The 23243-nt window shown below is 43.8% G+C and carries 35 protein-coding genes and 1 pseudogene; 4 read left to right on the forward strand and 32 right to left on the reverse strand.

Annotated features, from left to right (window positions below):
* Positions 1 to 21 precede the first annotated feature (21 nt).
* The 25 genes and pseudogenes from ACR1R9_RS19025 to ACR1R9_RS19145 all read right to left on the reverse strand — a co-directional run.
* Positions 22 to 399 carry a hypothetical protein gene (locus ACR1R9_RS19025; RefSeq protein WP_072734132.1) on the reverse strand — a complete coding sequence of 126 codons (378 nt, stop codon included), beginning with the start codon at positions 397 to 399 and terminating at the stop codon, positions 22 to 24.
* Positions 396 to 908 (reverse strand): nucleoside deaminase, encoded by a 513-nt coding sequence (locus tag ACR1R9_RS19030; RefSeq protein WP_076290029.1) that lies wholly within the window; start codon positions 906 to 908, stop codon positions 396 to 398. The genes ACR1R9_RS19025 and ACR1R9_RS19030 overlap by 4 nt, the downstream gene beginning before the upstream one ends.
* 37 nt (positions 909 to 945) lie before the next feature.
* Entirely contained in the window at positions 946 to 1512 is a 567-nt protein-coding gene (locus tag ACR1R9_RS19035; RefSeq protein WP_433922997.1) for a histidine phosphatase family protein, read from the reverse strand.
* Between the two features lie 60 nt (positions 1513 to 1572).
* Positions 1573 to 1758: a hypothetical protein gene (locus tag ACR1R9_RS19040; RefSeq protein WP_076290031.1), complete on the reverse strand. Its 186-nt coding sequence runs from the start codon at positions 1756 to 1758 to the stop codon at positions 1573 to 1575.
* Positions 1759 to 1824: 66 nt separating this feature from the next.
* Positions 1825 to 2673 (reverse strand): adenylyl-sulfate kinase, encoded by an 849-nt coding sequence (locus ACR1R9_RS19045; RefSeq protein WP_433922996.1) that lies wholly within the window; start codon positions 2671 to 2673, stop codon positions 1825 to 1827.
* Positions 2674 to 2711: 38 nt separating this feature from the next.
* Positions 2712 to 3230 carry a hypothetical protein gene (locus tag ACR1R9_RS19050; protein WP_433922995.1) on the reverse strand — a complete coding sequence of 173 codons (519 nt, stop codon included), beginning with the start codon at positions 3228 to 3230 and terminating at the stop codon, positions 2712 to 2714.
* Positions 3221 to 3898, reverse strand: coding sequence for an HAD family hydrolase (locus ACR1R9_RS19055; protein ID WP_433922994.1), 678 nt, complete (start codon positions 3896 to 3898; stop codon positions 3221 to 3223). The genes ACR1R9_RS19050 and ACR1R9_RS19055 overlap by 10 nt, the downstream gene beginning before the upstream one ends.
* A 235-nt stretch (positions 3899 to 4133) precedes the next feature.
* A complete protein-coding gene (locus ACR1R9_RS19060) occupies positions 4134 to 4472 on the reverse strand; it encodes a hypothetical protein (protein WP_125477249.1) in 339 nt (112 codons plus the stop codon).
* The gene (locus ACR1R9_RS19065; protein WP_326065238.1) at positions 4462 to 4806 is read right to left on the reverse strand and encodes a hypothetical protein; all 345 of its coding nucleotides are present in this window, start codon (positions 4804 to 4806) and stop codon (positions 4462 to 4464) included. Before ACR1R9_RS19065 ends, ACR1R9_RS19060 begins: the two co-directional genes overlap by 11 nt.
* Positions 4807 to 4918: 112 nt before the next feature.
* Positions 4919 to 5275, reverse strand: a complete 357-nt coding sequence (locus tag ACR1R9_RS19070; RefSeq protein WP_433922993.1) for an immunity protein Imm33 domain-containing protein — start codon at positions 5273 to 5275, stop codon at positions 4919 to 4921.
* Positions 5276 to 5307: 32 nt separating this feature from the next.
* A complete protein-coding gene (locus tag ACR1R9_RS19075; RefSeq protein WP_076290038.1) occupies positions 5308 to 5709 on the reverse strand; it encodes a hypothetical protein in 402 nt (133 codons plus the stop codon).
* A 15-nt stretch (positions 5710 to 5724) separates the two neighbouring features.
* Entirely contained in the window at positions 5725 to 6135 is a 411-nt protein-coding gene (locus ACR1R9_RS19080; RefSeq protein ID WP_064639689.1) for a hypothetical protein, read from the reverse strand.
* Positions 6132 to 6578 carry a LytTR family DNA-binding domain-containing protein gene (locus tag ACR1R9_RS19085; protein ID WP_326065234.1) on the reverse strand — a complete coding sequence of 149 codons (447 nt, stop codon included), beginning with the start codon at positions 6576 to 6578 and terminating at the stop codon, positions 6132 to 6134. The genes ACR1R9_RS19080 and ACR1R9_RS19085 overlap by 4 nt, the downstream gene beginning before the upstream one ends.
* Positions 6579 to 6765: 187 nt before the next feature.
* Complete coding sequence (locus ACR1R9_RS19090; RefSeq protein ID WP_433948914.1) at positions 6766 to 7275, reverse strand: hypothetical protein; 510 nt, start codon at positions 7273 to 7275, stop codon at positions 6766 to 6768.
* A 56-nt stretch (positions 7276 to 7331) separates the two neighbouring features.
* Positions 7332 to 7835 carry a DUF4188 domain-containing protein gene (locus ACR1R9_RS19095; RefSeq protein WP_433922991.1) on the reverse strand — a complete coding sequence of 168 codons (504 nt, stop codon included), beginning with the start codon at positions 7833 to 7835 and terminating at the stop codon, positions 7332 to 7334.
* A 52-nt stretch (positions 7836 to 7887) separates the two neighbouring features.
* A complete protein-coding gene (locus tag ACR1R9_RS19100) occupies positions 7888 to 8370 on the reverse strand; it encodes a GNAT family N-acetyltransferase (protein ID WP_433922990.1) in 483 nt (160 codons plus the stop codon).
* A 345-nt stretch (positions 8371 to 8715) separates the two neighbouring features.
* Positions 8716 to 9384, reverse strand: coding sequence for a hypothetical protein (locus tag ACR1R9_RS19105; RefSeq protein WP_433956382.1), 669 nt, complete (start codon positions 9382 to 9384; stop codon positions 8716 to 8718).
* 108 nt (positions 9385 to 9492) lie between these two features.
* On the reverse strand, positions 9493 to 9954 hold the full coding sequence (locus tag ACR1R9_RS19110; protein WP_433922988.1) for an NUDIX domain-containing protein: 462 nt from the start codon (positions 9952 to 9954) through the stop codon (positions 9493 to 9495).
* Between the two features lie 83 nt (positions 9955 to 10037).
* Positions 10038 to 10553: a GNAT family N-acetyltransferase gene (locus tag ACR1R9_RS19115; protein WP_433922987.1), complete on the reverse strand. Its 516-nt coding sequence runs from the start codon at positions 10551 to 10553 to the stop codon at positions 10038 to 10040.
* Positions 10554 to 10758: 205 nt separating this feature from the next.
* On the reverse strand, positions 10759 to 11247 hold the full coding sequence (locus ACR1R9_RS19120) for a cysteine hydrolase family protein (protein WP_099855044.1): 489 nt from the start codon (positions 11245 to 11247) through the stop codon (positions 10759 to 10761).
* Complete coding sequence (locus ACR1R9_RS19125) at positions 11244 to 11729, reverse strand: DinB family protein (RefSeq protein ID WP_433922986.1); 486 nt, start codon at positions 11727 to 11729, stop codon at positions 11244 to 11246. Before ACR1R9_RS19125 ends, ACR1R9_RS19120 begins: the two co-directional genes overlap by 4 nt.
* A gap of 35 nt (positions 11730 to 11764) precedes the next feature.
* Positions 11765 to 12478: an AAA family ATPase gene (locus ACR1R9_RS19130; RefSeq protein ID WP_063564078.1), complete on the reverse strand. Its 714-nt coding sequence runs from the start codon at positions 12476 to 12478 to the stop codon at positions 11765 to 11767.
* Between the two features lie 39 nt (positions 12479 to 12517).
* Positions 12518 to 12844 (reverse strand): DUF962 domain-containing protein, encoded by a 327-nt coding sequence (locus ACR1R9_RS19135; RefSeq protein ID WP_063564077.1) that lies wholly within the window; start codon positions 12842 to 12844, stop codon positions 12518 to 12520.
* Positions 12845 to 12864: 20 nt separating this feature from the next.
* Positions 12865 to 13293, reverse strand: coding sequence for a VOC family protein (locus ACR1R9_RS19140; protein WP_063564076.1), 429 nt, complete (start codon positions 13291 to 13293; stop codon positions 12865 to 12867).
* Positions 13294 to 13409: 116 nt separating this feature from the next.
* Positions 13410 to 13565, reverse strand: a pseudogene (locus ACR1R9_RS19145) (IS1380 family transposase); the annotation flags it as partial.
* Between the two features lie 278 nt (positions 13566 to 13843).
* On the opposite strand from ACR1R9_RS19145, the gene ACR1R9_RS19150 reads away from it, so the two are divergent.
* From ACR1R9_RS19150 to ACR1R9_RS19160, 3 genes are read left to right on the forward strand one after another with little or no spacing between them, the layout of a single operon-like run.
* On the forward strand, positions 13844 to 14728 hold the full coding sequence (locus ACR1R9_RS19150; RefSeq protein WP_244552152.1) for a PRD domain-containing protein: 885 nt from the start codon (positions 13844 to 13846) through the stop codon (positions 14726 to 14728).
* Positions 14725 to 15231 carry a PTS sugar transporter subunit IIA gene (locus ACR1R9_RS19155; RefSeq protein ID WP_063564075.1) on the forward strand — a complete coding sequence of 169 codons (507 nt, stop codon included), beginning with the start codon at positions 14725 to 14727 and terminating at the stop codon, positions 15229 to 15231. The genes ACR1R9_RS19150 and ACR1R9_RS19155 overlap by 4 nt, the downstream gene beginning before the upstream one ends.
* A 30-nt stretch (positions 15232 to 15261) precedes the next feature.
* The gene (locus tag ACR1R9_RS19160) at positions 15262 to 16719 is read left to right on the forward strand and encodes a PTS transporter subunit EIIC (protein ID WP_433922985.1); all 1458 of its coding nucleotides are present in this window, start codon (positions 15262 to 15264) and stop codon (positions 16717 to 16719) included.
* Between the two features lie 142 nt (positions 16720 to 16861).
* Here ACR1R9_RS19160 and ACR1R9_RS19165 read toward each other — a convergent pair whose 3' ends face one another.
* The 7 genes from ACR1R9_RS19165 to ACR1R9_RS19195 all read right to left on the reverse strand — a co-directional run bounded on the left by ACR1R9_RS19165 (position 16862) and on the right by ACR1R9_RS19195 (position 22446).
* A complete protein-coding gene (locus ACR1R9_RS19165; RefSeq protein WP_099855051.1) occupies positions 16862 to 17875 on the reverse strand; it encodes a bifunctional glycosyltransferase family 2/GtrA family protein in 1014 nt (337 codons plus the stop codon).
* Between the two features lie 2 nt (positions 17876 to 17877).
* Positions 17878 to 18864: a phosphodiester glycosidase family protein gene (locus ACR1R9_RS19170; RefSeq protein WP_090808438.1), complete on the reverse strand. Its 987-nt coding sequence runs from the start codon at positions 18862 to 18864 to the stop codon at positions 17878 to 17880.
* 204 nt (positions 18865 to 19068) lie between these two features.
* Positions 19069 to 20037 carry a radical SAM protein gene (locus ACR1R9_RS19175; RefSeq protein WP_433922984.1) on the reverse strand — a complete coding sequence of 323 codons (969 nt, stop codon included), beginning with the start codon at positions 20035 to 20037 and terminating at the stop codon, positions 19069 to 19071.
* A 125-nt stretch (positions 20038 to 20162) separates the two neighbouring features.
* Positions 20163 to 20792 (reverse strand): hypothetical protein, encoded by a 630-nt coding sequence (locus ACR1R9_RS19180; protein WP_433922983.1) that lies wholly within the window; start codon positions 20790 to 20792, stop codon positions 20163 to 20165.
* A 29-nt stretch (positions 20793 to 20821) separates the two neighbouring features.
* A complete protein-coding gene (locus ACR1R9_RS19185) occupies positions 20822 to 21391 on the reverse strand; it encodes a GNAT family N-acetyltransferase (protein WP_433922982.1) in 570 nt (189 codons plus the stop codon).
* Positions 21392 to 21459: 68 nt separating this feature from the next.
* Positions 21460 to 21768 (reverse strand): hypothetical protein, encoded by a 309-nt coding sequence (locus tag ACR1R9_RS19190; protein ID WP_274570168.1) that lies wholly within the window; start codon positions 21766 to 21768, stop codon positions 21460 to 21462.
* Between the two features lie 21 nt (positions 21769 to 21789).
* Positions 21790 to 22446: a pyridoxine/pyridoxamine 5'-phosphate oxidase gene (locus ACR1R9_RS19195; RefSeq protein ID WP_433922981.1), complete on the reverse strand. Its 657-nt coding sequence runs from the start codon at positions 22444 to 22446 to the stop codon at positions 21790 to 21792.
* Between the two features lie 279 nt (positions 22447 to 22725).
* Here ACR1R9_RS19195 and ACR1R9_RS19200 point away from each other — a divergent pair, with 279 nt between their 5' ends.
* Entirely contained in the window at positions 22726 to 23172 is a 447-nt protein-coding gene (locus ACR1R9_RS19200) for a GNAT family N-acetyltransferase (protein ID WP_175383850.1), read from the forward strand.
* The last annotated feature ends 71 nt before the right edge of the window (positions 23173 to 23243 follow it).

Below are 23243 nucleotides of genomic sequence, written 5' to 3' on the forward strand. Positions count from 1 at the left end.
TTAGGCCGTCGTCCCCTAGGACTATTGCATCTGCCCATTAATATATCTTCTATGACTTGAAGATGCGTCCTGAGCCCACAATTCCAACTCGATTCTACTAACCAAAAATTGATCTTGAACCTTGATGAAAGGAAACATTTTTCCTTCAAAGAAACCGGATGCCGAGAAACTTCCTTGTTCGGCCTTAATAATGTCCATCACCTGTTCTTTAGTCATACTCAAATACTCCGCCGTTTCTTGGATCGTCATTAATGTTTTATTATTGTTCGGCACATCCTGTTCCACTGCCTGAGTCGATTCACTAGCTCTCCCCTGATTTGATAGCAACAGGCAGCCAACTATGAACGATATTCCCAAAATGACACTGGCTAGTAAAATGGAGATCGGAATAGATTTCATTGTTTGGGAGTCTCCCACTCTGTATTAAGCATACCTCTACCAATATTCCATTGGGCAAGCAATGCTCGCTGTCTATTTTCCAAATCAAGATATGGTGCTGCAATACAGGAAAGTGTGTCGAACAGATGGATAAAATGAGGGCCCTCCTTAAAACGTCTAAGCCCGCCATACCCTTCATCATCCGCAGCCCATACGATCTTTTTGATCCCCGACATTAATATGGTGCATGAACACATGGGACAAGGTTCACATGTGGTGTAGAGAGTCAGGTCATTCTTCGTGTAGCGCTTCTTACTTACATCCAGCAAATGTTGCCCTGCCTGACGAATAGCATCGACTTCAGCATGTGCGGTAGGATCACATTCGGAGAAGACTCGGTTTCTTCCTTTACTAACGACATCCCCATCCGCATCCACAATTATCGCACCAATCGGATATGTTCCTTCTATTAGCGCCTGATCTGCTTCTTCCAGAGCCAAAACTAAATATTCATAGTCCGATAATCTCACGAAAAATCCCCCTTAGTTTAGATATTGATCTTTTATATTAGAGATCTCTAATCGTGTAATGCCCAGCTTCGCCTAGAAAGTCACTTCGGGTTAACCCCTGCTCTCCAAGAAAAGCTCTATAACTTGTTATCGTACCATCATGTGAAATGATAAAAGTACTCCCGCCCTGCTTTCTGCACCATTGAATTAGCTGTCCAGCATAAACCTCAAATAGATGTTCTTCCATTCGATTAATACCATCCAACCAGCAGTCAAGTTCAAAATCAAGAATTTGCAACCCTGTATACTGAGTATTTAATTCGTCTTTCGAATAGATTTGATCACAGCGCAGAACAGAGAACTCCGGATTTTGAGGGAACATTCTCGGGCCAACGAGTGGACAGACCGTCAGTTTAGCTCTTGATGTTAAGAGGGATGCCGTTTCTATTGTTCGTTTCGTAGGACTCACCAACACTATGTCTTCTGGTAAGATTTTAATCTGATTTCGTAATTCAGTAGCCTGCCTCTTTCCTTGTTCAGTAAGTCCCGGATGCAACTGGTTTAGCTGATGAGGATAATGAAGCAAATGTTCAGCGTGACCATGACGAATAAATGTGAGATCCACATGCCCCTCCTATTTCTGAACGTAATGCTTAAGGCTCCCATAATTTTAACTGCTTCCAAGTTACTTTGCCGACCAGCCCGAAGATAATCCCTCCACAAATCCATTAACAAACGATGGAATAAAAAGTACAATCAACAAAATTAAACTCCCTATACCCCATCTAATCCATGTTTTGCGTTTGCTCCTTACACCTATGATGAACAATATAGCGGTAATGACGATTAGTGTTGCCTCGAGAAATAACATGAAAATAAACCTCCATTATGTATTGTATTACCGCACGAAGAAATCTCGTACTTGTACTTTAGTATCTCAAAGTGAAATTTTCAGAATCTTCTCCAGTTCCTCCTGGCAAGCAGCGCGGTTATATTCTGAATTGTCCAGCCAGTGCTTGTCCATCTTCAGTAACTGATAAATTTCGGTTTCCAACTCTTTTCTTGCCTGAAGAACTTTCACCGTGCCTTCAACACCATGATATCCTTTCGCGAGTCCCCATCCTTGATTTGTGTAATATTGTACGAATCCAGCTGACCATTCCTTGGGTCTTTCCTGGATCGCCTTGTCAAAGGTATGTGCAAGATCCTCCTGATGAATATAGATTAGGAGCGGATTCAATGGTTGAACGATGCGCTCCAATTCCAGAACATATTGCACGTTTTCTTCTCTGGATTGATTGGTTTTCACCATACCTATGGTCAGTGGATTTTGAATGAAACAACATTCGAATATGGTGATGGAATCATCATCCGCACTTATCACGCTTTCGGCAAAACTCCGCCATTTTTCGATGATCAGCTTCAAATTTTGTTCAAAAGGCAGTTCATAAATATCTTTGTTAAATATCTCCTGCACCACATAATCAGGGAAATCCACTCCGAATTCCTCTTTCATTTTGCGATACGGAATCAGGAAACCATCCTGATAGGCTGTAGCTTTGCTCTCCAATATATGTTTACATTCCTCGTGAGCATCCACCAAAGACCTGAACTCTTCCGCAGTAAAAAAGGCCACACCATCATAATCAGCAGGGTGATCCAGATTCCCTTCCTGGATGAGTTGTACCCTTTTGCCTTGCTCAGTCAGAATCTCGGAAACCATCTTGGCAATCGTCGACTTTCCTGAACCCGGTAATCCCTCAATAAGTATCAATTGTTTTGTCATGATTTCATCACCCTTTACTTCATTTCCTTCAGTTGTTGTTAAACGATGTCTGCAAAAATCCACTTCGCAGCATCGCCATCCGCTTTCTTCTTCCAAAACACCATGCTAGGGCCGAACTCTTCCCCGTTCTCTCTTAATTCAGTAACCATCACAAGTGCCTCATAGAGCTTCTTTTGCTCTCGAATCTTGATCTTGCTCATAGAGATCACCTTGCGAACTTTTGAAACTGGCATGCCTGAGACTGGCGATTGTGGATCAAAAAGGCTCATATAGCCCTCCTCATCCTCTTCCCATATATAACGCATGCGCACGTTCATCAGTTTGACGATTTCCAGTTCATCACCTGTATACTTCGTTTCATCTAGGTAAACAGGAGGGGTGCCTTTGTCTTTTTTGGGTGCTTCTGCTTCATCGTCCTTCTGCTCGATTGCTTCATCAGTAACGCTTTCCGTCACTGGAATCGTTGGTTTCTGCACAGCTTCATGGGTTGTTTTATCCTGACAGGCGATTAAGAATAGAAATAGTAACGACAACACGGTTAACTTTTTCATATCCAAGCCTCAAACATATGCACAACTTCGCCAAGATCTTTGCACTCATAATCCGGTGTAATCTGTTGCGATTTGAGTTTTCCTTTTCGATTCAACCAGATAGCCTTAATTCCCGCATTTTGCGCTCCTTGTACATCACTGACCAGAGAATCGCCTATATGGATCACCTCATCTCGCTGCAAACCATACCTGTTGATCGCTTCATCAAACATCTCTGACCTTGGTTTATAAGAACGAACATCCTCACTGGTAATTACTCCGGCCACTTCAATGTTATGTGCCTTCATTGCAGCTTTCACGTCATCCGTATCGATATTGGACAGAATATATACTGGAATTTTAAGAGAATGAAGGAAGGGAATTGAATCAGCAAATATGCCAGGGTTACGCCAATGTGCCAACTGTTCCTGATTAAGCGACTCAGCTTGTAGCTCCGATTTGAAATGGAGAAGCGTTTCTGCCAGAGATTGCACATTCAGCATTCTTTGCGTGGTAAACTGGCTGCCGTGGCTTGCATAAAACAATGTAGAAAAAGCCTTCCACCAGTAAGCACCGATCTCATCCGTTGTACACTCCACCTGCGCTGTCGCTTGAACTTGTTTATAAATTACGGGTAGAATATCATCATCTTCATGAACAACTGTCCCATAAAAATCAAGGAAAATAGCTTTCATTCTATTCCTCCTACTGGAATAATCTCAATCCCCAAAAAACTTCCTATGTATGTTAAATTTTCTCTGTAGGTACATCATAACCCATAATGTGGAATTTGCGAATGAACCAAATAACGTAATCCTCCCCCTCCTTACGGATTTTGCTCAACACAAAAACCACGATGCTCTGCATGTTTTCATCATACAAAGAAGCGTGGTATGTATAACCCCTTTCCAACATCTGAACAGCAACCAACTATCTTTTAAAAAACATGTTCATTACACCAGTGGCTTTAATGTTGATCTCATTACCCTCAGCATTCATAAAAGTCTCATTGTACGTAGTAAAGATTCCCACATGCTGTATATGCCCGCTTCTGAAATTAAGACTTTTTTCCTGGCCGTTCGTGATCTGTGTATACGTCGTTTCATTGATGTCGTAGGAGACATGTATACCATACTCGCTTTCCAGCCAAGTATAAAAATCACTTCTGGTTGGATTGGTAATAATCATAATGACAACGAAAGTGACAAGACCCATAACTACTGGTAATTTACGGATCATGTTCGGTTCATGACCAAATCTATTCTTCATCTTGTTCATTCCGCATCTTCGTTATCATCTCAACCTTTTTAGCCAAAACCCAGCCACTTAATCCATACGATGATGAAATGACAAAGTACAGATAGTCCCCCTCGATCAACTTGGTTTCCAGTTCTTCATCAGTTTCATACATGATAGGCCAGCCCTGACCTTTCCCTTTCTCCAACAAATCGCGATTGTAACTAATAAAACAATCCAAACCAACGTCGTCAATATCGAAGATAATGCTGCCTTGCAACGGTGTTTCAAATGAATGTGCTAATACACCTGAGAAAAGGATATCAGTATCTTCAGACAAATCAGAGTGATACGAACGGGTACGCATCCTAATCCTCTCATTCTCCAAATCGACTTCGTAACTTAATATGATGTTATCATGAACACTCGGCATCATCCCACTCCTTTCAATGTTTAATTAGCTCATTTGCTTGCTCTGACTATGATCTGTTAAGCAACTGATCGTCAAACCATACATCCTCATAATCTTCTGCAATCACAAACCGCCATCCCGGCGCAAGTCCGAGGTACTTCTTGATTTTGGGGTCCCAGTCATCGATGTGTATGACATGTAAAGGTACGAAAAAGTCATCTGCCTCCGAGTATTCATCCGCCCAAATATACCATCCTGTTGTATCTCCCACGGGCTGAATACGCATGCCGTGGATCGGTTCCAACTTCTCTTTGACGTTCCAGGCGATTCCGATCTTATGGTGTAGTTCGCTCGGTACATAGTCGGCATTATATTTCTGACACATCTGCATCTGTTCCTGGATGGAATCAGCATTTGTCATCATTAATCACCTCACTTCTCACATGTTGGATATGACTAAGGTTCTTCATAATATTGTTTATAGTAAGAGACCCATTCCTCCTTGGAAAAATCAACAAAGTCATATGGCTCACACTGTCTAAGATAGTTCAACTGTTCTCTCACTTGATCCCCATCCTTCTGTTCCAGATAGGTCACTGTCTTCTCATAACCGGCACCACACAGAAGCTGCACATCAATATAACTGCCCGTATCCTGATTCTTGCGTTTTGCCTGCCAGATCAGCACAGTGTCCTCTACATTTCCGATGCAGAATAACAAAATACATAAGGTTTTGAGATACTCATGATCTACTGCTTCTTGATTCTCAATCTCTTGCTGCAACAACTCTCTGATTTGCTGCCTATGTTTGGTATCTGGATCTAAACCATACAACTCCAAAACCTTTTCTTCGTTCATTTCAGTACCCCTTGCTTACTTCAGAATATTATTTAATTCTTCCGCTTTTTTCCTGCTATCTATTCTAGCATAGAAATAGAAACCAATAATGTGCAGTACGATGGATAGGACCCACATTCCAGGGAACCAGGGAGCAATCAATAGGAACATGTCTGTAGAAAATAACCATACGATCGCCATTCCTCCTGCAATATTAAATGTGGAAGAAATGACGATATTCCACACCGGTTTCATCGTAAAGTAGTTCCAAAGTGCATTGTACATTACGCCAAACAGTATAGCGGCAATAGCTGAAATCCCGGCAATATTCCATAGGTAACCCATTTCAAAGGACTGACTTTTAGAGAATAGTGTCAATAACAAGGTGACCCACAACGAAGTTACTGTAAAAACCTGAAAAAATGAATGCTTCAACTGACTAATCATGATAATTTCCCCCTAAAGTTTTTAATATAGAATCGGCTAACAAAGTAACTGGAACCATCGTTCAGATCAACCTGGATCCTGGCATGGTCTGTTGATGAAAATTCGCTAATACAACGTGTGTTGATGATCGTTTGATTGTTAATTTTCACAAAATGGGATGATCCCAAATCCTGTTCCACAAACTTCAGACGTTTGTTGAGCAAATACCTTTCGCCTGTGATGACACGTACACAGCACAACCGATCCTCTGATTCAATCGCGACCACCGAACTCAACTCGATTTGCACATTGCGATTGTTCTTGGCATTGATGACAACAAGTTTTGTTTCCGATTGGCAGATCGCTTCTTGGATACTGTCCCAATGGGACTTCTCATCAGGATGGGTTATGACCTTGGCCATGCTTTTTTCCATTAACAGTTCCTCTTCAAAAATGACTTTCATTTGCTGTTCCTCCTCTCACAACTCATATTACAAGCAAAGCCACGACAAACCCACAGTATTGCGTTTTGTTGCATGAAATTGCAGGTTTGTTACATCGGTACTTATTTTTCAGCGTATAGACACGATAAAAAGGACTACTCATTCAAGAGTAGCCCTCCGTGTCTCTCTTTCAGACTGTCATCTGGAATCAGGTTACCGAACTGTTCTCCAGATACATCTCCTGATTTTGCCGAATTATTTCATTCATGTGTAAAATAGCTTCCTGAGCAGCGGCTCGATATTTAGCGTATAGTTCTTCCGTTCTTTGCAGCAGGATTGGGTCTTTCTCCAAATCCGTAGGCAGGACCTCACGCCACGTGTCTCCAACTTTATTTTTATCTGTAATCAAACGCTCGATGTCATCCAGCAGAGTTACCATTTCATTTTGGTTAAAATAGCGCATCCCGTTCTTAATTCCATTCCAGCTCTTCATGTCAATAATGTTGTACGCCGAAAACCAATAAAACTCCGCCAAGCTCTTCGTATGGTTATGATAGGAGTAGAACAAAAATATCGCTTGTTGTCCTTCATGTAATCGCCGATATACCTCTACTTTTGCTGCAACATCTTTACCCCGAACGGAGATTAACATCGGTTGGACACACAGCCAGCTAAGCTGCTCAGAGCCTAAATCTTCTGGTTTGACATTAACTTTCAATAACATGCTCCTCTCTACTTGCGATGATTGTACATTCGAACTTCACTAGTCATTTGTTAAGGATTCTTTGGTGTTTCTACTGCGGGATCACTCTCTCCACCCATTCTACGTCTGGACGTTTCTTTCCTGCCTGTTGCTGGAACATGGTTAGACACTTTAGCCAATCCGAATTTGGGCATATTCGCATAGATGGTCTCATATGAACCGGATTGAGCTTTGTACGTTTCATGATAAATCCCCACACTTCCATCCGATCCAATGGATCTGTTAAATCGTTTCCAAGCCTCCAAGTGTAGGCCACCGCGTGCGTATTTCTCCAATTCATCATAAGATCTCCAATATTGCAGCAGAGTCACTCCACGCCAGCTCATAAAAAATTCCGTCCCCAGAAACCCGGTATCTGGGTTCATGTACAGTTCTTTAATCATCGGGCCCATGGATTTAAAAACAGGTAACCACTTATGTATGGCCCACAAGCGATTAACTCTCATTCCAATAATAAAAACAACAAACTCTCCTTCGATCTCAGCCGAATATCTTCCCTTGTGTATGTTCGCCACATTAGTCCTCCTTTTTATCAACTATGCCGTCTTATTTGCCGTAATTCATGCCCTACACCATTCTGTATTGCAAAATTAGTTGAAGACCATTGATGCCCATTTTCCGCTCGCCCATATCCAGAAAACCTGCTTTTAGATACAGCTTTTGTGCTGCAATATTCCCCTCATTCACAGCTAAAATAATTTCATCGACTTTCGGATCAAGCTGCTTAACCAGTGTAGGCAGTTCCCTCATGGCAGTGAGTGCATACCCGTTCCCCTGATGTTCTAACGTGATGGATAACGCACGTACCAGTATCGTACGGGAAGTATCACTTTCCTCTACGTATTCAGAATTTTTATGTAATATGAAGAAACCAACTGGAGTCTCATCATTTAAAATCACTACCGGATATTTGTTCGGATTTTGGAATGCCTCATCCATCACTTCCGCAGGCATTGCAGTAAACTGAACCTGTTCATCACTTAACGAAAAATTAGCCAACTCTTGATTGTACTTCTCATTATATGGGGCGAGGCTAATCCGTTTTTCCATTTAGAATACCTCCCACTTTCCTTATTAAGGTCTTTAGTGAATCAGATGGTATAACCATGCCCATCATCAAGCTTCTTTCTTTGCCATTAACACCCTTATGATACTTGTTGCGTTGACGAATTTCATCCGATTATTTTTCTGGTGGCAGTCCCATCCTTGTTCTAATGCATGTTGGATGAGATTAGATATCAGCTTGGGTTCATAGACAAATATATCCCACGTATCTTCCCAAGGGACAACAAACTCCACGAATGTAGATTTATACGTATTCGAAAATATACAATTTATATGTCTTGTGCTTGCTCGTCTACAACGTACAGGAACAAAATATCTTTTATCACCATTTTACGGATTTGTTTCTTGTATACCTTCATAAATATCACTCCTTGCTCTAGCAATGCAGCATAAATCTTCAAACACCTCCCACTTTGCAAACAATTGTCTAAGTCTCTGGGCCGTTGTTTGTATAAACTCTTCTATAGCTTCCATAGATATAATGTTCAAATCATCTAAGGGCTCATTTTCAAGGTTATTCAAAAAGTCTACTTTTTCTTTTCTATACTGGTACACCTCTTGCTCCAGCAACCCACCTAAGTCAAAAGCTTTACCTGCTTCCAGTTTATTCAATAGATCATGGCCATCAGACCCTTTTCTCAAAATCATAAATTCCAGCTTCGTAACATCCTCCGTATAAATACTTCTTCCATCAGGGTGTTCTTCATATGCAGGATAAATCTCGAAAGTCCATACCCGATCCGTATATACATGAGCAATGTAGCCGCACAAATATTGCATGAACTTAGGATCACTCTGCGCACGTTTCTTGTTGGAATTGAAAAATGCCCTGAGCTCTTCGTCTGTTGCGAAACGTCCTGCCTCTGGCATGAGATGAGTTTTTGCCTTTTCGGCTCTTTCATTCGTTCTCACATGAATGGAGTCAGGGGCAAGACTTCCCACTATAAATTCAGGGGTTGGATCAGATAATAATTCCGATGCGATTGCAAAATGAACCATGGGCCAAGGCATAATAATGCTCCTATCTCTATTAAAATAGCGATTTATATTACTCTTGAAATATATTGTCCTATTCCCTCTGCAGATCTTCTTTATATCCTCTAGGGCTTAACGCAGAATTGTGAGTTCCCCTTGCATCAAATCTACCAATACAGGCTTCTGTACCTTGTTGATTGTGGAAATATCAATTTCATCTAGACTTTTAAAAACAAGCTCTAGCGATTCATTCTGTTTATCTTTAAATAAAAGGGTTGTTTGATCATAATCAAGTTTCCCATCCAACTCCGCGGTGACGTTGAACAGGAACATTACAAATACAACCTCGTTGCCATCCGGATATGTATATTTCATTTTCTCACCTGTGTAGATGGATGCCAGTTCATATGAACTGACGTCAAGCCCCGTTTCTTCTTTTACTTCTCTAATCATAGTTTCTTCAATACTCTCACCGGGCTCCATACCACCACCAGGTAATCCCCAATCACCATAATCTGATCGTTTTTGCAGCAGTATTCTACCCATATGATCACGAATAATAGCTCCGCCCGTAACCACAATGCGGCTTGTCATTCATCATTCTCCTCTCTAATGGCTCGCTTCCCCTCTAGTGAATCTTTCATTCATTATAACCATGTATTGGTAAATGGGAAAATCTAGTTCGTTCTTGCACGTCCAAAAGTTTGAGACAGAATCCGATGGCTTCCAGCGATGTTTTCAATTTCAATGCTATACTCAGACTCTACATATTCAATGTGATGATATTCATAGTATTTTCTCCAGAATGAAACAGCTGATCGGTTATTAGCCAGTTGCTCCACTTTGAATCTGCCCTGAAATTGTGCAAACACCAGATCAACCGCCTGAGCCGCTAATCCTTGTCCACGATACTTTTTGACCAGAAACAGCTCTTGTACCGTATAATCGACATCATCATCTACATAAGGAGGAGAGCAAACCAGCACAAATCCGATTACCTTTCCATCATATTGGATAAAAAACGGATGTAATTCCGCCCGTTCCAGATAGAGATAGGTATTCGTTGGATCGAATTTCCCCTCTTCTAGCAAATCCTCACCCGAGAATTCGGAAAGATCATACAGATAAAGGTTGTACAAGTTTAAAAATAATTCTTTCTGACTTTTATCGATTCTGGTGATCTGTACATTCATGTCATTACACCTCACTTTATTAATAAACCGCAATTCCCCATCTTTAGTTCCATATCACGCCCCTGCTTTCCACTTAAATGTATCGCTTCAACTCCAGTAAATATAGGTAAAGTTTAATTTAAACGATGAAGAATCCTTCCCATCATAAAAGGATATGTTTAACCAAAAACGGACACGACATCGTCGCGTCCATGAGTAATCTCACTTATTTGATTAGATAATTAACTACAGGATAAGAAATCACATTCCGGTCTCTATAGGTTGAAATCACCGCTTCGGAATGCGTACTTAGAATCCCATTTTGCAACATGACCGGTCTAAATCCTCGCTCCATCGCGCCATTATAGGTAAACAAAACACATTCTTCGGCGGCAAATCCCGAAATGATCAACAGCTCAACACCGTGACTCTTCAGAATCTGCTCCAAGTCAGTCTGCCAGAATGCATTGGAACTCTCCTTCGTCACTGTCAGATCCTTCTCAGTCACATCAACCTCAGAAATAATACGATACGCCTCAGAATTTGAATTCTCCATCCCTTCCACGTCTTGTACATGAACGACCACATGGCCGCTCGAACGAAGCACGTCTGCAACATGGTTGATATATTCACAAGCGCGGTCTATTGCTTTTTGATCTAACTTATCTCGTACAATACTCTCTTGCATATCCACGATCAGAAAACCTATTTTCATATCATCTCTCCTCTTACTTTCTTTCTCAGCATCATGATCTGTCCAATATGATACGCATTATGAATACACAGATTGGATATGACATTCCACCATGGGGCATTGAAGTACGATGGAATGGTCATCCCTAATTTTGCATCATCACTTTCCTCTACAGCCTGTATCCAGCGACTAAATGTTGCACCAACGTGTGCAATGCTTTTCTGCCAATCTTCTTCACTTACCTGGGATGGGTTAATAATGAACGTCTCATCATTATTTATGCTATTGTCCGAACCCACATCACCCTTGATAAACCGCTCCAACCAAGTTTCATTCCAGAAAGTCAGATGATTCACCAACCTCCAGATGGATTGCCCCTCATCATTCAGCGATAAGGCCTGCGTAGCGGTTACATCACGTAACATCTCATCCAGCGGCACAAACCAGCTCTTGTCATGATGACAGGCAGCGAGTTGGTCCAACAGCACCAATTTGATACTCATGTTCGGCTCCTGTCTCCTTTCAAAATAAAAAACAATTAGTCCTTGAACAACTCATTCAGCATCCGGTTGCGATTTTCCAGGAAACTGCGGGTGATCTGATAATGTTCTGTATCTTCATACTCTACGTCCTGAATACCACCATCGTCAAAACTCAAAATGCGTGCACCCGGATAACCCAATAGAATCGGCGAATGCGTCGCGATAATGAATTGGGAAGTGCCTGATAGATCATGAAGAATGCGCAATAAGGAGAGTTGACGGGCTGGCGATAAGGCGGCTTCGGGCTCATCGAGCAGATAAATGCCTTTGGAATTGAATCGGTTCACGAACAGATTGAGAAAAGACTCCCCGTGGGATTGTTCATGCAACGAACGCCCACCATAATACTTGAGCGACTCCGGCCCCAATTCATCTACATGCGATGCAAATTGATAAAAGGACTCCGAGCGCATGAAGAAACCATTCGTGATTTTGGGCAACCAGGATAGCCGCAAATAGTCACCTAATGATGATTCAGCAGCATCAATCTCAAATGCATTATTTTTCCCGCCCCCTGCTGTGTTAAATCCACATTGATGAGCGATACCTTCGAGCAGTGTGGACTTACCCGATCCATTCTCACCAACAAAGAAAGTAATGTTATTGTTGAATTCCAATCGCTCCAGAGACTGTATGGACGGTATGTGAAACGGATATTGATCCGGATTCTCGACTTTAGCAGACAGTAACTCCACACTTCGAAGATACATAGACACACTCCTATTTTATAAAGTTCGACTCCTGTGGTTTCAGTCCTGTTTATTGATCCACGGATGGATGATTTCTTTGCGGGTGATGATCTCAATGGTCCTGATAAAAAACCAGGTGAACCCGGCATAAAAACCGATATGCGGATATCGGAATGCCGCCGGTTTGTTGCCTTCGAAATAGAAGTGCCCAATCCAGGAAAGGGCGTAATGGATAAGTGCCAGAACCAGCATGACTTTAAAATTTATAAACAAGAAAATCCAAGCCGCAAACGCCGATAAAAATGCGAAATAATGCAAGATGAGGTTGTTCCGATCCTGATGTTCCTGAAGATAATAACGCAAATCTTTGCGAACACGATTCAACATCCGGTCACACTCATTTCACCCTAAAATGTGATCATGGCTCCTTTTTCATCAAATACGGCGGTTGGATTCCAAGTGACTTCCCAGCAGTTATTCTCCGGGTCCAGGAAATAAGCGATTCTCCCGCCCCAGGCAGCGTCATATGGCTCTCTGATTACATTGCCTCCGGCAGCGCGGATATTCACAATGGTATCGTCAACGTCTTCCGCTTGATCCACATTGATGGCCAGCAGCGTTCCTTTCAACCCATCAGATACACTGAATATCATCCCCGTATCTTTCTCCAGCTCCTGAATGGGATATAACGATAGCAATACACCTGTTGTTTCAAAAACACTGTATTGATCTGAACTGATTGCGGTCTCACTCCACCCAAGCTTCTGATAGAACGAACGCAGCTCAGGCAGATGCATTGCACCAATGGTGACCAGACTCACTCGTTGTGGAACCATAAATTATTCCTCCCATATCTTTTTAACATGAATTCGGAATGTGGATGAGTTCTCCCGTTCCTGCCACACCTTGTACGAAGGACGACCTTGATAGCGGGGATTGAGGCCGTTCGTCACGTGCTTTCGTCCGGGAATCGCTTGATTTCGTTGACCCTCTGATAGTCTGGATCGAATTGCAAAGCGTTCATATGCTAAAAGCGGGTGTGCCCGAGAAGCGCGCAGTCCGTCAGATAATCCATGAGCATCGAAGCCGAATAGACGCAGTTGCTTCCCCGCATCAGTCTTTCATGGCGAAGGTAGCTTTTCATTTACACATCCCCTATATTAAACGACGAACAAACGGATGACAAAATTATGGTTGACGGCGGCAGATCAGCTTCTATATTATGTAGGAAGAACGTTCTGCATAAAAACATAAAATGAATTGGCGTGTTACCACCCCAGAGGGCATGAGCCAAGAAGCGAACATGAGACTATACTCGCTTCTTGGCTCTTTTTGCGTTCCGGAGACCTGGAAGCGTTAACTTTAGAAACGAGGAGGCGGTGAACCGTGAGTAAAGGAATGATGCTGCAGGTGGAGCGGGTCGTCGGCAGCAATATTGTTCTGGCCCGGTCGCACCAGAATACCAAGGAGTACGTACTGATCGGCAAAGGGTTGGGATTTGCGTTCAAGGTGGAAAGCACCATTCAGTCCGATGATCCGCGGATTGAGAAAAGGTTCCGGCTGGAGGACCGGGAGGAGTGGGGGCAGGCGCAGGAGTTGATGAAGGACTTGGACCCCAATGTCATCGACATCTCTGATCAGATTATCCGTCTCATCGCTGATCAGTTTCCTGGCAAGCTGAATGACAAGATCTACCTTGCTCTTCCAAGTCATATTCAGTTCACCTTATATCGTATCCGCAACGGGATGGAGATTCTGAATCCTTTCCTCACGGAGACAAAGCTCAGTTTTCCGAAAGAATTCGAAATCGCCTCGGAAGCGGCGGCCATGATCGGAGAGGCATTTGGCGTAGAGGTACCGGAGGATGAGGCCGGGTTCCTGACATACCATGTGTACTCCTCCGTGAATCACGTCCCTGTCGGACAGTTGGTTAAGGTATCCAATGTGATCAGCAAGCTTCAGTCCATTATTGAAGAGCAGGGTGGCGTTCGCTTTGAGCAGGGCAGCCTTAGCCAGGCAAGACTCCTGATACACCTGCGCTTCTCCATGGAACGCCTGTATCAGCAGCCGATGACGGCCCCCACCTTCGCACAATATGTGAAAAATGAATATCCGTCCGAATACCAGCTGGCCAGAAAGCTAAGTGCTGTAATGGCCGAGGATTTGGGTACAGAGGTACCCGAGGAAGAAACGGCTTTTCTCGCCATGCATTTATACCGGCTTTTTCAAACCCAAGCCAAAACCAACAACAGAGAGGATAACACACAATGATCTGGAAATGGAAAAACAATAAATCTGCCAAAACATCTGAGACAATATCCGTCGTCTCCCCACTCACCGGAACCTGCGTCAGTTTGGAAGAAGTGCCTGACGAAGCGTTCGCGCAAGGACTAATGGGTCCAGGAGTTGCAGTGATTCCCCAGGAGGGCAGGCTGGTCGCACCTATCGACGGCACTGTGGTGCACCTGATTAAATCGCATCATGCCGTAATGATTGAGCATGCTTCTGGGCTACAGCTGCTGCTGCATATCGGTATGAATACTGTCAGTCTGAAAGGACAGGGCTTCACACCCCAAGTGCAGACCGGGGATCAGGTCGCTGTCGGTCAGACCCTGATCGAATTTGACCTGAATGCTATCGTTTCGGCTGGTTATCCGGTCATCACCCCTGTCATCGTTGCGAATGCGGCAGAACAGCCGTGGGAGTCACACCCGACGTATGGCAACGTAGAAGCGGGCTTGGGAACTATCATGAAAGTCAGCTTGCCCAAATAACATGAATCTAAAAAAGAAAGGAAGAACAATATGCTGAAAGCATTGCAAAAGCTAGGGAAATCCCTGATGCTTCCTGTAGCAACCCTGCCTGCAGCAGGTATTCTTCAAGGCTTGGGTCTTCTTAATTATGAAAAGGACATTCCGCTTGGACCCGTGATAGGGGGATTTCTCAATCAGTATGTCGTTCCATTCATGAATGAGGGAGCGGGGGCGATCTTCGGCAACCTTGCGCTCATCTTCGCCATCGGGGTGGCAATCGGACTTGCGGGGGATGCGGTCGCCGCTCTTTCCGCCCTGATCGCTTATATGGTGCTGATACGGATTCTGGGAGCCGTTCCAGGTGTATTCGGTTATATTCCTGACGATGTCAAGCTGGATACGGGCGTTTTGGGCGGGATATTTGCCGGACTGCTTGCAGCCTATATGTATAATAAATACCACAATATCAAGCTTCCTGACTGGCTCGGCTTCTTCTCCGGCAAACGCTTTGTGCCGATGGTCACCGCCGGCTCCATGCTGGTGTTGGCCATCCTGATCGGCATGATCTGGAGCCCAATTCAGGATGCCATCGGCGCTTTCGGCGCCTGGATTGTAGGCTTTGGCGGCTTTGGCTCCATGGTGTTCATGATCGCCAACCGCCTGCTCATCCCGCTCGGTCTGCATCATGTTCTGAACTCCATCGCCTGGTTCCAGATCGGGGATTATACCAATGCAGCCGGGGAAGTCGTGCACGGGGACCTAACCCGCTTCTTCAACGGAGACCCTACGGCAGGCATGTTCATGTCTGGATTCTTCCCGATTATGATGTTCGCTCTTCCGGCGGCGGCGCTTGCCTTGATTCATACAGCCAGGCCTGAAAAGCGCAAAATGGTCGCTTCGATCTTTATCGGCGCAGCGGTGGCTTCGTTCTTAACGGGTATTACCGAACCGCTCGAGTTCTCCTTCATGTTCGCGGCGCCTCTGCTGTATGTGGTGCACGCTATTCTTACCGGTGTAGCGGCCCTGATCATGTACCTGCTGGATGTTAAGCTGGGCTTCGCCTTCTCCGCAGGTCTGATTGATTACCTCGTGAACTTGAAGCTGTCGACCAATCCGCTGCTCATGATTCCAGTCGGACTCGCATTTGCGGTCGTCTATTATTTCCTGTTCCGGTTCATGATTCTCAAGTTCAACCTGAAAACGCCGGGACGCGAGGATGACGCTTATGATGCCGATGGCCCCACTCATGCTTCCGCCGTGGCAGCGGCGTCTGGCGACACCAAGGCTGGCAAAGTGCTCGCCGAGATCGGTGGAACAGATAATATCGAGAGCATCGATGCTTGCATCACTCGCCTCCGTCTTGTTGTTAAAGACGACAAAGCCGTCAACGACCAGGCGCTCAAACAACTTGGCGCTTCCGGCATCATGAGGCTTGGTGGCGGAGCTGTGCAGGTCATCTTCGGCACCCAGTCCGAAATTCTGAAGGATGAGATTAAGAAACTGATGTAACGCTCGTCCTCCTTTGAGTTCAAAAGGTCGAGAACAGGGGTATGCTTTACCCTGTTCTCGACCTTTTTTATTACCAAGAAGCGCATGATCTTCTTTTGAGTGGCCGTGTCTTCTTTTGGTCTATGAGTTTTAATATACAAAGTTAATATACAAATCTGCGCTGCGCCCAATAGCTGAACACAAAGATCGATACCTCTGTTAATAGCTTGGCTGCAATCAGCGGGATAATCAATTTTTCATTGTAGAAGTACAACAATCCGTAATTTAATAACAGCACCAGAATGACCAGTGAGAAGTACTTCGGTAAAGACTGACGGACTCTGGACGTTTTTCCAGCTGAAAATACATATTTCCGATTGATCGTATAGTTGAAGATGGAGCTGCACAGTCTCGCTGCAACGACCGATAGGAACAGATTATGCGTGAAGTACTGGATCACGAACAGTAAGCCAAAATCGATCAAGGCCGATAACACCGAAGACGTACTGAACATCAGAATCGGCATATAAATGCGGAATGAATCTACCAATGGGCGAAAATGAGAAGATTTGTTATGATCCAGATAGACCGTATCAATAAACTCCTCTGTAATCTCATACCCTTCTTTATGTGCTGTTAGCAGCATGTTCATTTCATATTCAAATCTTTCCCCCGGTATCTGGCACAGCCAGTCCAGCATTGAGTACGGAAAACCTCGCAGGCCTGTCTGTGTATCGTATACTTTCGTACCTGTCGTGAGAGAAAAGACACCTCGTGTGACCGTGTTGCCAAAACGACTACGCGCTGGAATGGTTCCACTGAACCGACGGCTACCCAGTACAATCCCCGGATTCGTTTGCTCCAATAGTACATCAAAGATGCGTTTGATATCATGCGGCAGATGTTGGCCGTCACTGTCTGCGCACACAATACCGCCCTGTGGGCCATGTTCCTTAATATATTGAAATCCTGTCTTGAGTGCACGTCCCTTGCCCAGATTAACTGTATGTGTCAGGACTGTACACCCATAGGCTTCTGCCGTCTCGAAAATCCCCCTGTAACCTGGTCCGCTACCATCATCTACAATGACAATGGGTCCTAACTGAAACGTCTGCAACTGCAACACGAGATTCAATAAACGAACATCCGGTTCGTATGATGGAATTAATATAGTCATGATCATTGTCCCTCTTTCAGATAAAGGATGTCACTTACGCCTCGTTCCTGGTTTCTCCCCAGCGGATTATTAACAACCCGACCCATGAAATACATTGTGGATGAACCGCCGCCGTCCAGATTGTAGGCTTCCGTTGCTCCAAGACCTTTCATGACATCGGCAAGCTCTGCCAGCGTCATGCCACGGCTGTCATCCTGCCGTCCGTCAACCACAACAAATACATAATGATTCGGGGCGATCATGCCGATTGCAGTTCTCGGATTGGCATCCTGGATCGACCGGTTGCCAAAGTTGTTATCGATTTTCACACTGCTGAAGTCACTTACAATCTCACCGTCCTGAATCAGAATTGGTCCAAAAGATAGCGTATTGGTCGCACCTTCAGCCAGCAATTCCGATGAGGATACTTCCGTCTCGTTATATGTCTTCATCGTGCCATCACTGAACAATGCCATCGCATCACGCACCGGATCATCCCGATATACCGTACCATTGCGGATAATTACGCCATCATCACGGAAGCCGTAATAGTCACCATTGATAGCAAAGATGGCATTGTTGGCCAATGCTATCTCTGAAGTGTTTTCGGTAATATTCGTGCCAAAGCTGTTATCTGCCAGAGCCGAGCGCAGGCTGCTCGCATCTGTTAGCTGTACATCTGCGACGTAATACGTAATCTGATCTGAGCCGGACCCCGTCTGCACCTTGTCGATTTTGACCTGCATATCATCGCTGGAATAGTTCCAGTCATCTGACGTTGCATTTACTTCAGTCGTCGGGGTTGAAGTATCATTAGAGGTGCTGGTTACTGATGTATTGTCATCCGCTACAACAACCTGTACATGCCGGATTAAGTAGCGATCTGCCAGGCTGTATATCACGGTACCAAGGCCCAGAACAATAACAAGGATAATCATCAGCCATTTGCGCCTTGGTTTTGCATTTTTATATGGGTCGTTCTCGTTGGTTTTTGGATAGATCTTCATCATGTGAAGTTCACCTCTTCATCTAAGTTCTTATGGCTCATCATAGGCGGGCTAGCTTAAATGAATCTGAAACAGGCTGAACGCAAAAAAAGAAGGTCAACCTTTCCCCCGAGAGGAAAACAGACAACCTTCCATATAAGTGATAATGATGGATCTCAATCTATATATGTACCCCAAATAGGGACAAGTACGATGCTAAACAACTTTCTATAAACGTGACTGTTCACCGGCAAAAAGAGCATCGTATGCAGGGCAGGGCTGCTTTTCTAGATAATCCATTAATGCTTGTGGTTGCTTGGTATAAATATCCTTCAAAGACGTACCCTCGTAGATATTGCCGATCACGACTGGTTGGCATAACTCACAGATGAGAATATCCCCATTACCGTGTAAATGCAGCTGCTTCGTCCCATCCACACAATTGGAGAAATACACACCCGGTTGTTCTCGTAACCCCAATTGCTCCGCGAAACGATCCATACAGGTAAAATATAATGTCGTATCTTCTTTCTTGTGCTTGATCAGATCATTTACGGACTGGATGAGGGACTCCTTGGAGGCAATCTTGCTCCATTTACTGTGTGGCATCACGATGCTGTTCTGAATCTCATGGATGCGCACACCCAGTTCATAGACTTTATCGCTAATAGCTTGCATGTTCGCTTGGGTTCCTTCAAATAACAGCGTTTCAAGCACAGTTTCCAGCCCCGCTTCAGTACAAAGACGAATGTTATGCTCCAATCGCTCATACATGCGCGGGTGTACACGGTAATAGGCTGCATAAGCCTCCCGGTCTGTATAGTTAAAAGATATATGAATATTGGACAAGCCTGCATCCCGCAAAGCATGAATTCGTTCTTCCGTTAGCAGGCTGGCATTGGTATTTAATTGCGTGTCGATGCCATGTTCCCCACAATACGTCACAATCTCCAGGCAATCCTGATATTTCAGAGTCACCTCTCCCCCGGACAAACGCACCCGCTTGAGCCGCGGAAGCTCACGGATGATTCGGATAACCTCCTGACCGCTGATGCATTGCCCATCGTCCCGATTGTAGGCGCAGCAATAGTCGCATTTGTAATTGCAATTGGAGGTCACGCCGACCTCCAGTCCTTCCAGTTCATATACGCCGGGTGTTTCAAGTTCAAGTGATTTATATTTGTTTTTCGCTGTCAATTCAATGTACCTCCCGATTCCTTATCCATGTTTTTTCAACTTGGAGATTATAGCGGATCCCGGTCGATGCTCGATATGACATTATGTACGTTGGGATGTTAAAAACAGAGTACCCCCCAGCCATTTTATTGAGTTTCAGTCCATCTATGCTCAGGATGATATGCAAATTCATAGTCTGCGATCATCAAGAATGACACACGACTTTGCTGATCGAGCACCATGGATAAAATCATCAAATTTTCATAGCCACCTTCAAGTACGAATTTATCAAATGACGTTATTACACTGTAGTTGCCTTGTTTATCTCTCTCCATGAGATACGTAATTGAGCGTACTTTTCTTTGATTAGAATCAATAAAGGCTTTCTTTCCGTATTGCTGGATTACTTCTTGAATTGTACTGCCATAACCTATGCCACTTGGCGTTTTATATTTTTTGGAATTTGCAGCCGCATCATCGATCACGATTCCATCCACAATTCCTTCTTTATAATGAATCCACATCCCTTTATACTGGTAAACATTCGTATGATAATAATAATCCACGTGTTTCCCCAACTGCTGCTCAACCTCTGCTCGAGTATCTCCGATTTGAATGGTGATATTCTTTGCTTTATTCTGCACTTTAAATTCTTCTTCTGTAAATATCGTAGGCGCAGGAGACAGATTAGAGACTTCGGATAGACTATCGGATACTTCAGAGTTACTTAAAAGAGTCATAAAAAGGACAACAAATAGTATTCCTTTGGTCAACATTAACATTCCTTTCAAACATGTTCAGCAGGTTATAACGATTGAAAATCTTCTCTGGTCATCGCATACAAATTCAAATCCTGCATTTCGTTTTTAATTTTCATATAACTCCGTAAAAGCCCCTCGAATTTCATGCCTGTCTTTTCCATGACCATTGCGGAGCCGATGTTACCCACCAGACATTTAGCCTGAATTCGTTCCAACCCGATGTCTTCAAATCCAAATTGAATGATTCGGCTAACCGCTTCCGTCATGATGCCTTGGCCCCAGTACTCATTGGATAACACATAACCTAATTCCACCCTCATACTGTTGCTGTCGCATCCTAAATAATTGCAGCTGCCAATCAACTTCTTCGTTTGTTTATCCTCAATCCCCCATGGTCCCAGCTTATCCACCTCATATCGACTCATGACAAAATCAATAAAGCCTTTCGTATCCTCCTTGCTCTGATGTGCGTCCCAAGTTGTGTACTCCGATACAGCAGGAACCGCGCAATAACGGTACATCTCATCCAGATCAGCATAGGTAATGGGCCTAAGGAGCAATCGTTCTGTTTCCAATACCGGAAATGGGTCAAAATAACTTTCAATGAACTTCATATGTATGCCTCCCCAGCTTATACAAATTAATTTAGCAACTGTTGCTGATAAGAACTCACACTATCCAGTTAATCTGTTTTGTTCTGGCTTCCCGCTTCTTGATCTACAGATTCATAACTCACAAAACGCTTGAGACTTTCTTTGGTTTTGGAGCTGGTTGCTTCATATTCCGCCCATACTAAATAGAACAAACCCAGGATTAAAGCAGCTATACTCCAACTTTGCGGAGCGGTTCCCACATAATTCAGCATCTCCTGAAACAATTCCGAATTCCACGAAGCCACACCAGAACCAAAAATGGCAGCACTCAAATATCGAACACTGTACAGAAATGCCGCTATGACCAGCAGTAGTGTCCCTGTAGTTCTACGACTCACACAATTCCCCCCTTTATAAAATCACGGCCATAACCTCTGGTGCTTCCATTGCCCATGTTGCAGAACATATTGGATTCGCACATGCTTTCGCTCCGGGTCTCCCTGCCAGAACTCAACTTCCTTTGCGTTCACGGCGTACAGTCTCCAATTCGGTGTAATGACATCAGGATCCCGGCTGATCCGCTCTTTCTGAGCGGCAATGGCGCGTTCCAATTCTTCCTCACTCTCCAGCTCCTGACTCTGTCGTCCTGTCATCGCAACTGCGCGCGCACCTGCCGATCTTTTCCGAAAATCCGCTGCACCTGCTTCCTCGCCCATATCCACGGCTTCTCCTCTTATGCGGATCTGTCTGCCCAATGTAGGCCAGTAAAAGGTCAGTGCCACATGCGGATTGTTCTCCAGCTGCTGTCCTTTTCGACTCTCCGAGCCAGATGCAAAATAAAAAGCTTCGTCAACTACGTCTTTCATTATCAATACTCGTGCATCTGGAAAACCATTCGAGTCCACCGTCGAGATCGTCATCGCATGGGGTTCCTTTACCTCATAATCAATGGCCAGTCTCAACCATTCCAGAAAAAGATCCCCTGGTCGATCCGGTAACTGTTCGGTATCCCAAGTCGGAAAAGGTCCAGACAAGGACTTCAACTCACGCAACAAATCACTTGGTTTATTAATCATATCTGCAACCTCCTTATACTTCCATTTCATTCCATTGTAGCGTAGTAGGCCATTTTCTCAACTATTTGTTTTGAAATGATTGATATGTTCAATCTATTTTCACTGATAAAAGAAGGATATATTAAACAAAATAGCAAATAACCTACATTAGAGTTTTTTCATTTCGAAAGGAGTGATGTGGTATGAAGAATAACCATGTTGCAATGATTTTTAGGAAGGATACGAAGTAAGTGCAGAGGATAAATTCCTCTGCAAAGTAAAATTTGGGAGGAATTTTGTATGGTAGTTGTATTAAAGCCAGTGTCTAATGAAAATTGGTATGAATGTACCCAGCTTAAAGTTAAGCCAGAACAGCTTCATATCTTTCCTGCACCTGTCGTTTATTGGATTGCTGAATCTAAATATGTTAATGATTTTGAATTACGTGCTATTTACTCGGAAGAGGTTTTAGTCGGTTTTCTCGTATTCTGTGCGAACCCAGACAAGGATGATAACTACTGGATTCCTGCCATAATGATTGACGAGAAGCATCAAGGAAAAGGTTATGGCAAGGCAGCAATGAAAACTTTGATTCAGCTTATGCGTATTTCAAATTACACAAGAATCATGATTGGACACCGACCAGACAATCTAATTGCAGGAAAGTTGTATGAATCTTTAGGGTTTATAAAAACTAGTGAAGAAGTAATAGATGGTGAAATAGTACGTCTGCTTCAGATAAACTAAATAATATATATAAAGACTGACGGCACCTGTCGGCAGTCTTTATTATGACTGAAAAAGAATTAATTGTTGTG

Origin of the sequence: Paenibacillus taichungensis (genome assembly GCF_050994985.1) — a bacterium.
GTDB classification, from domain to species: domain Bacteria; phylum Bacillota; class Bacilli; order Paenibacillales; family Paenibacillaceae; genus Paenibacillus; species Paenibacillus taichungensis.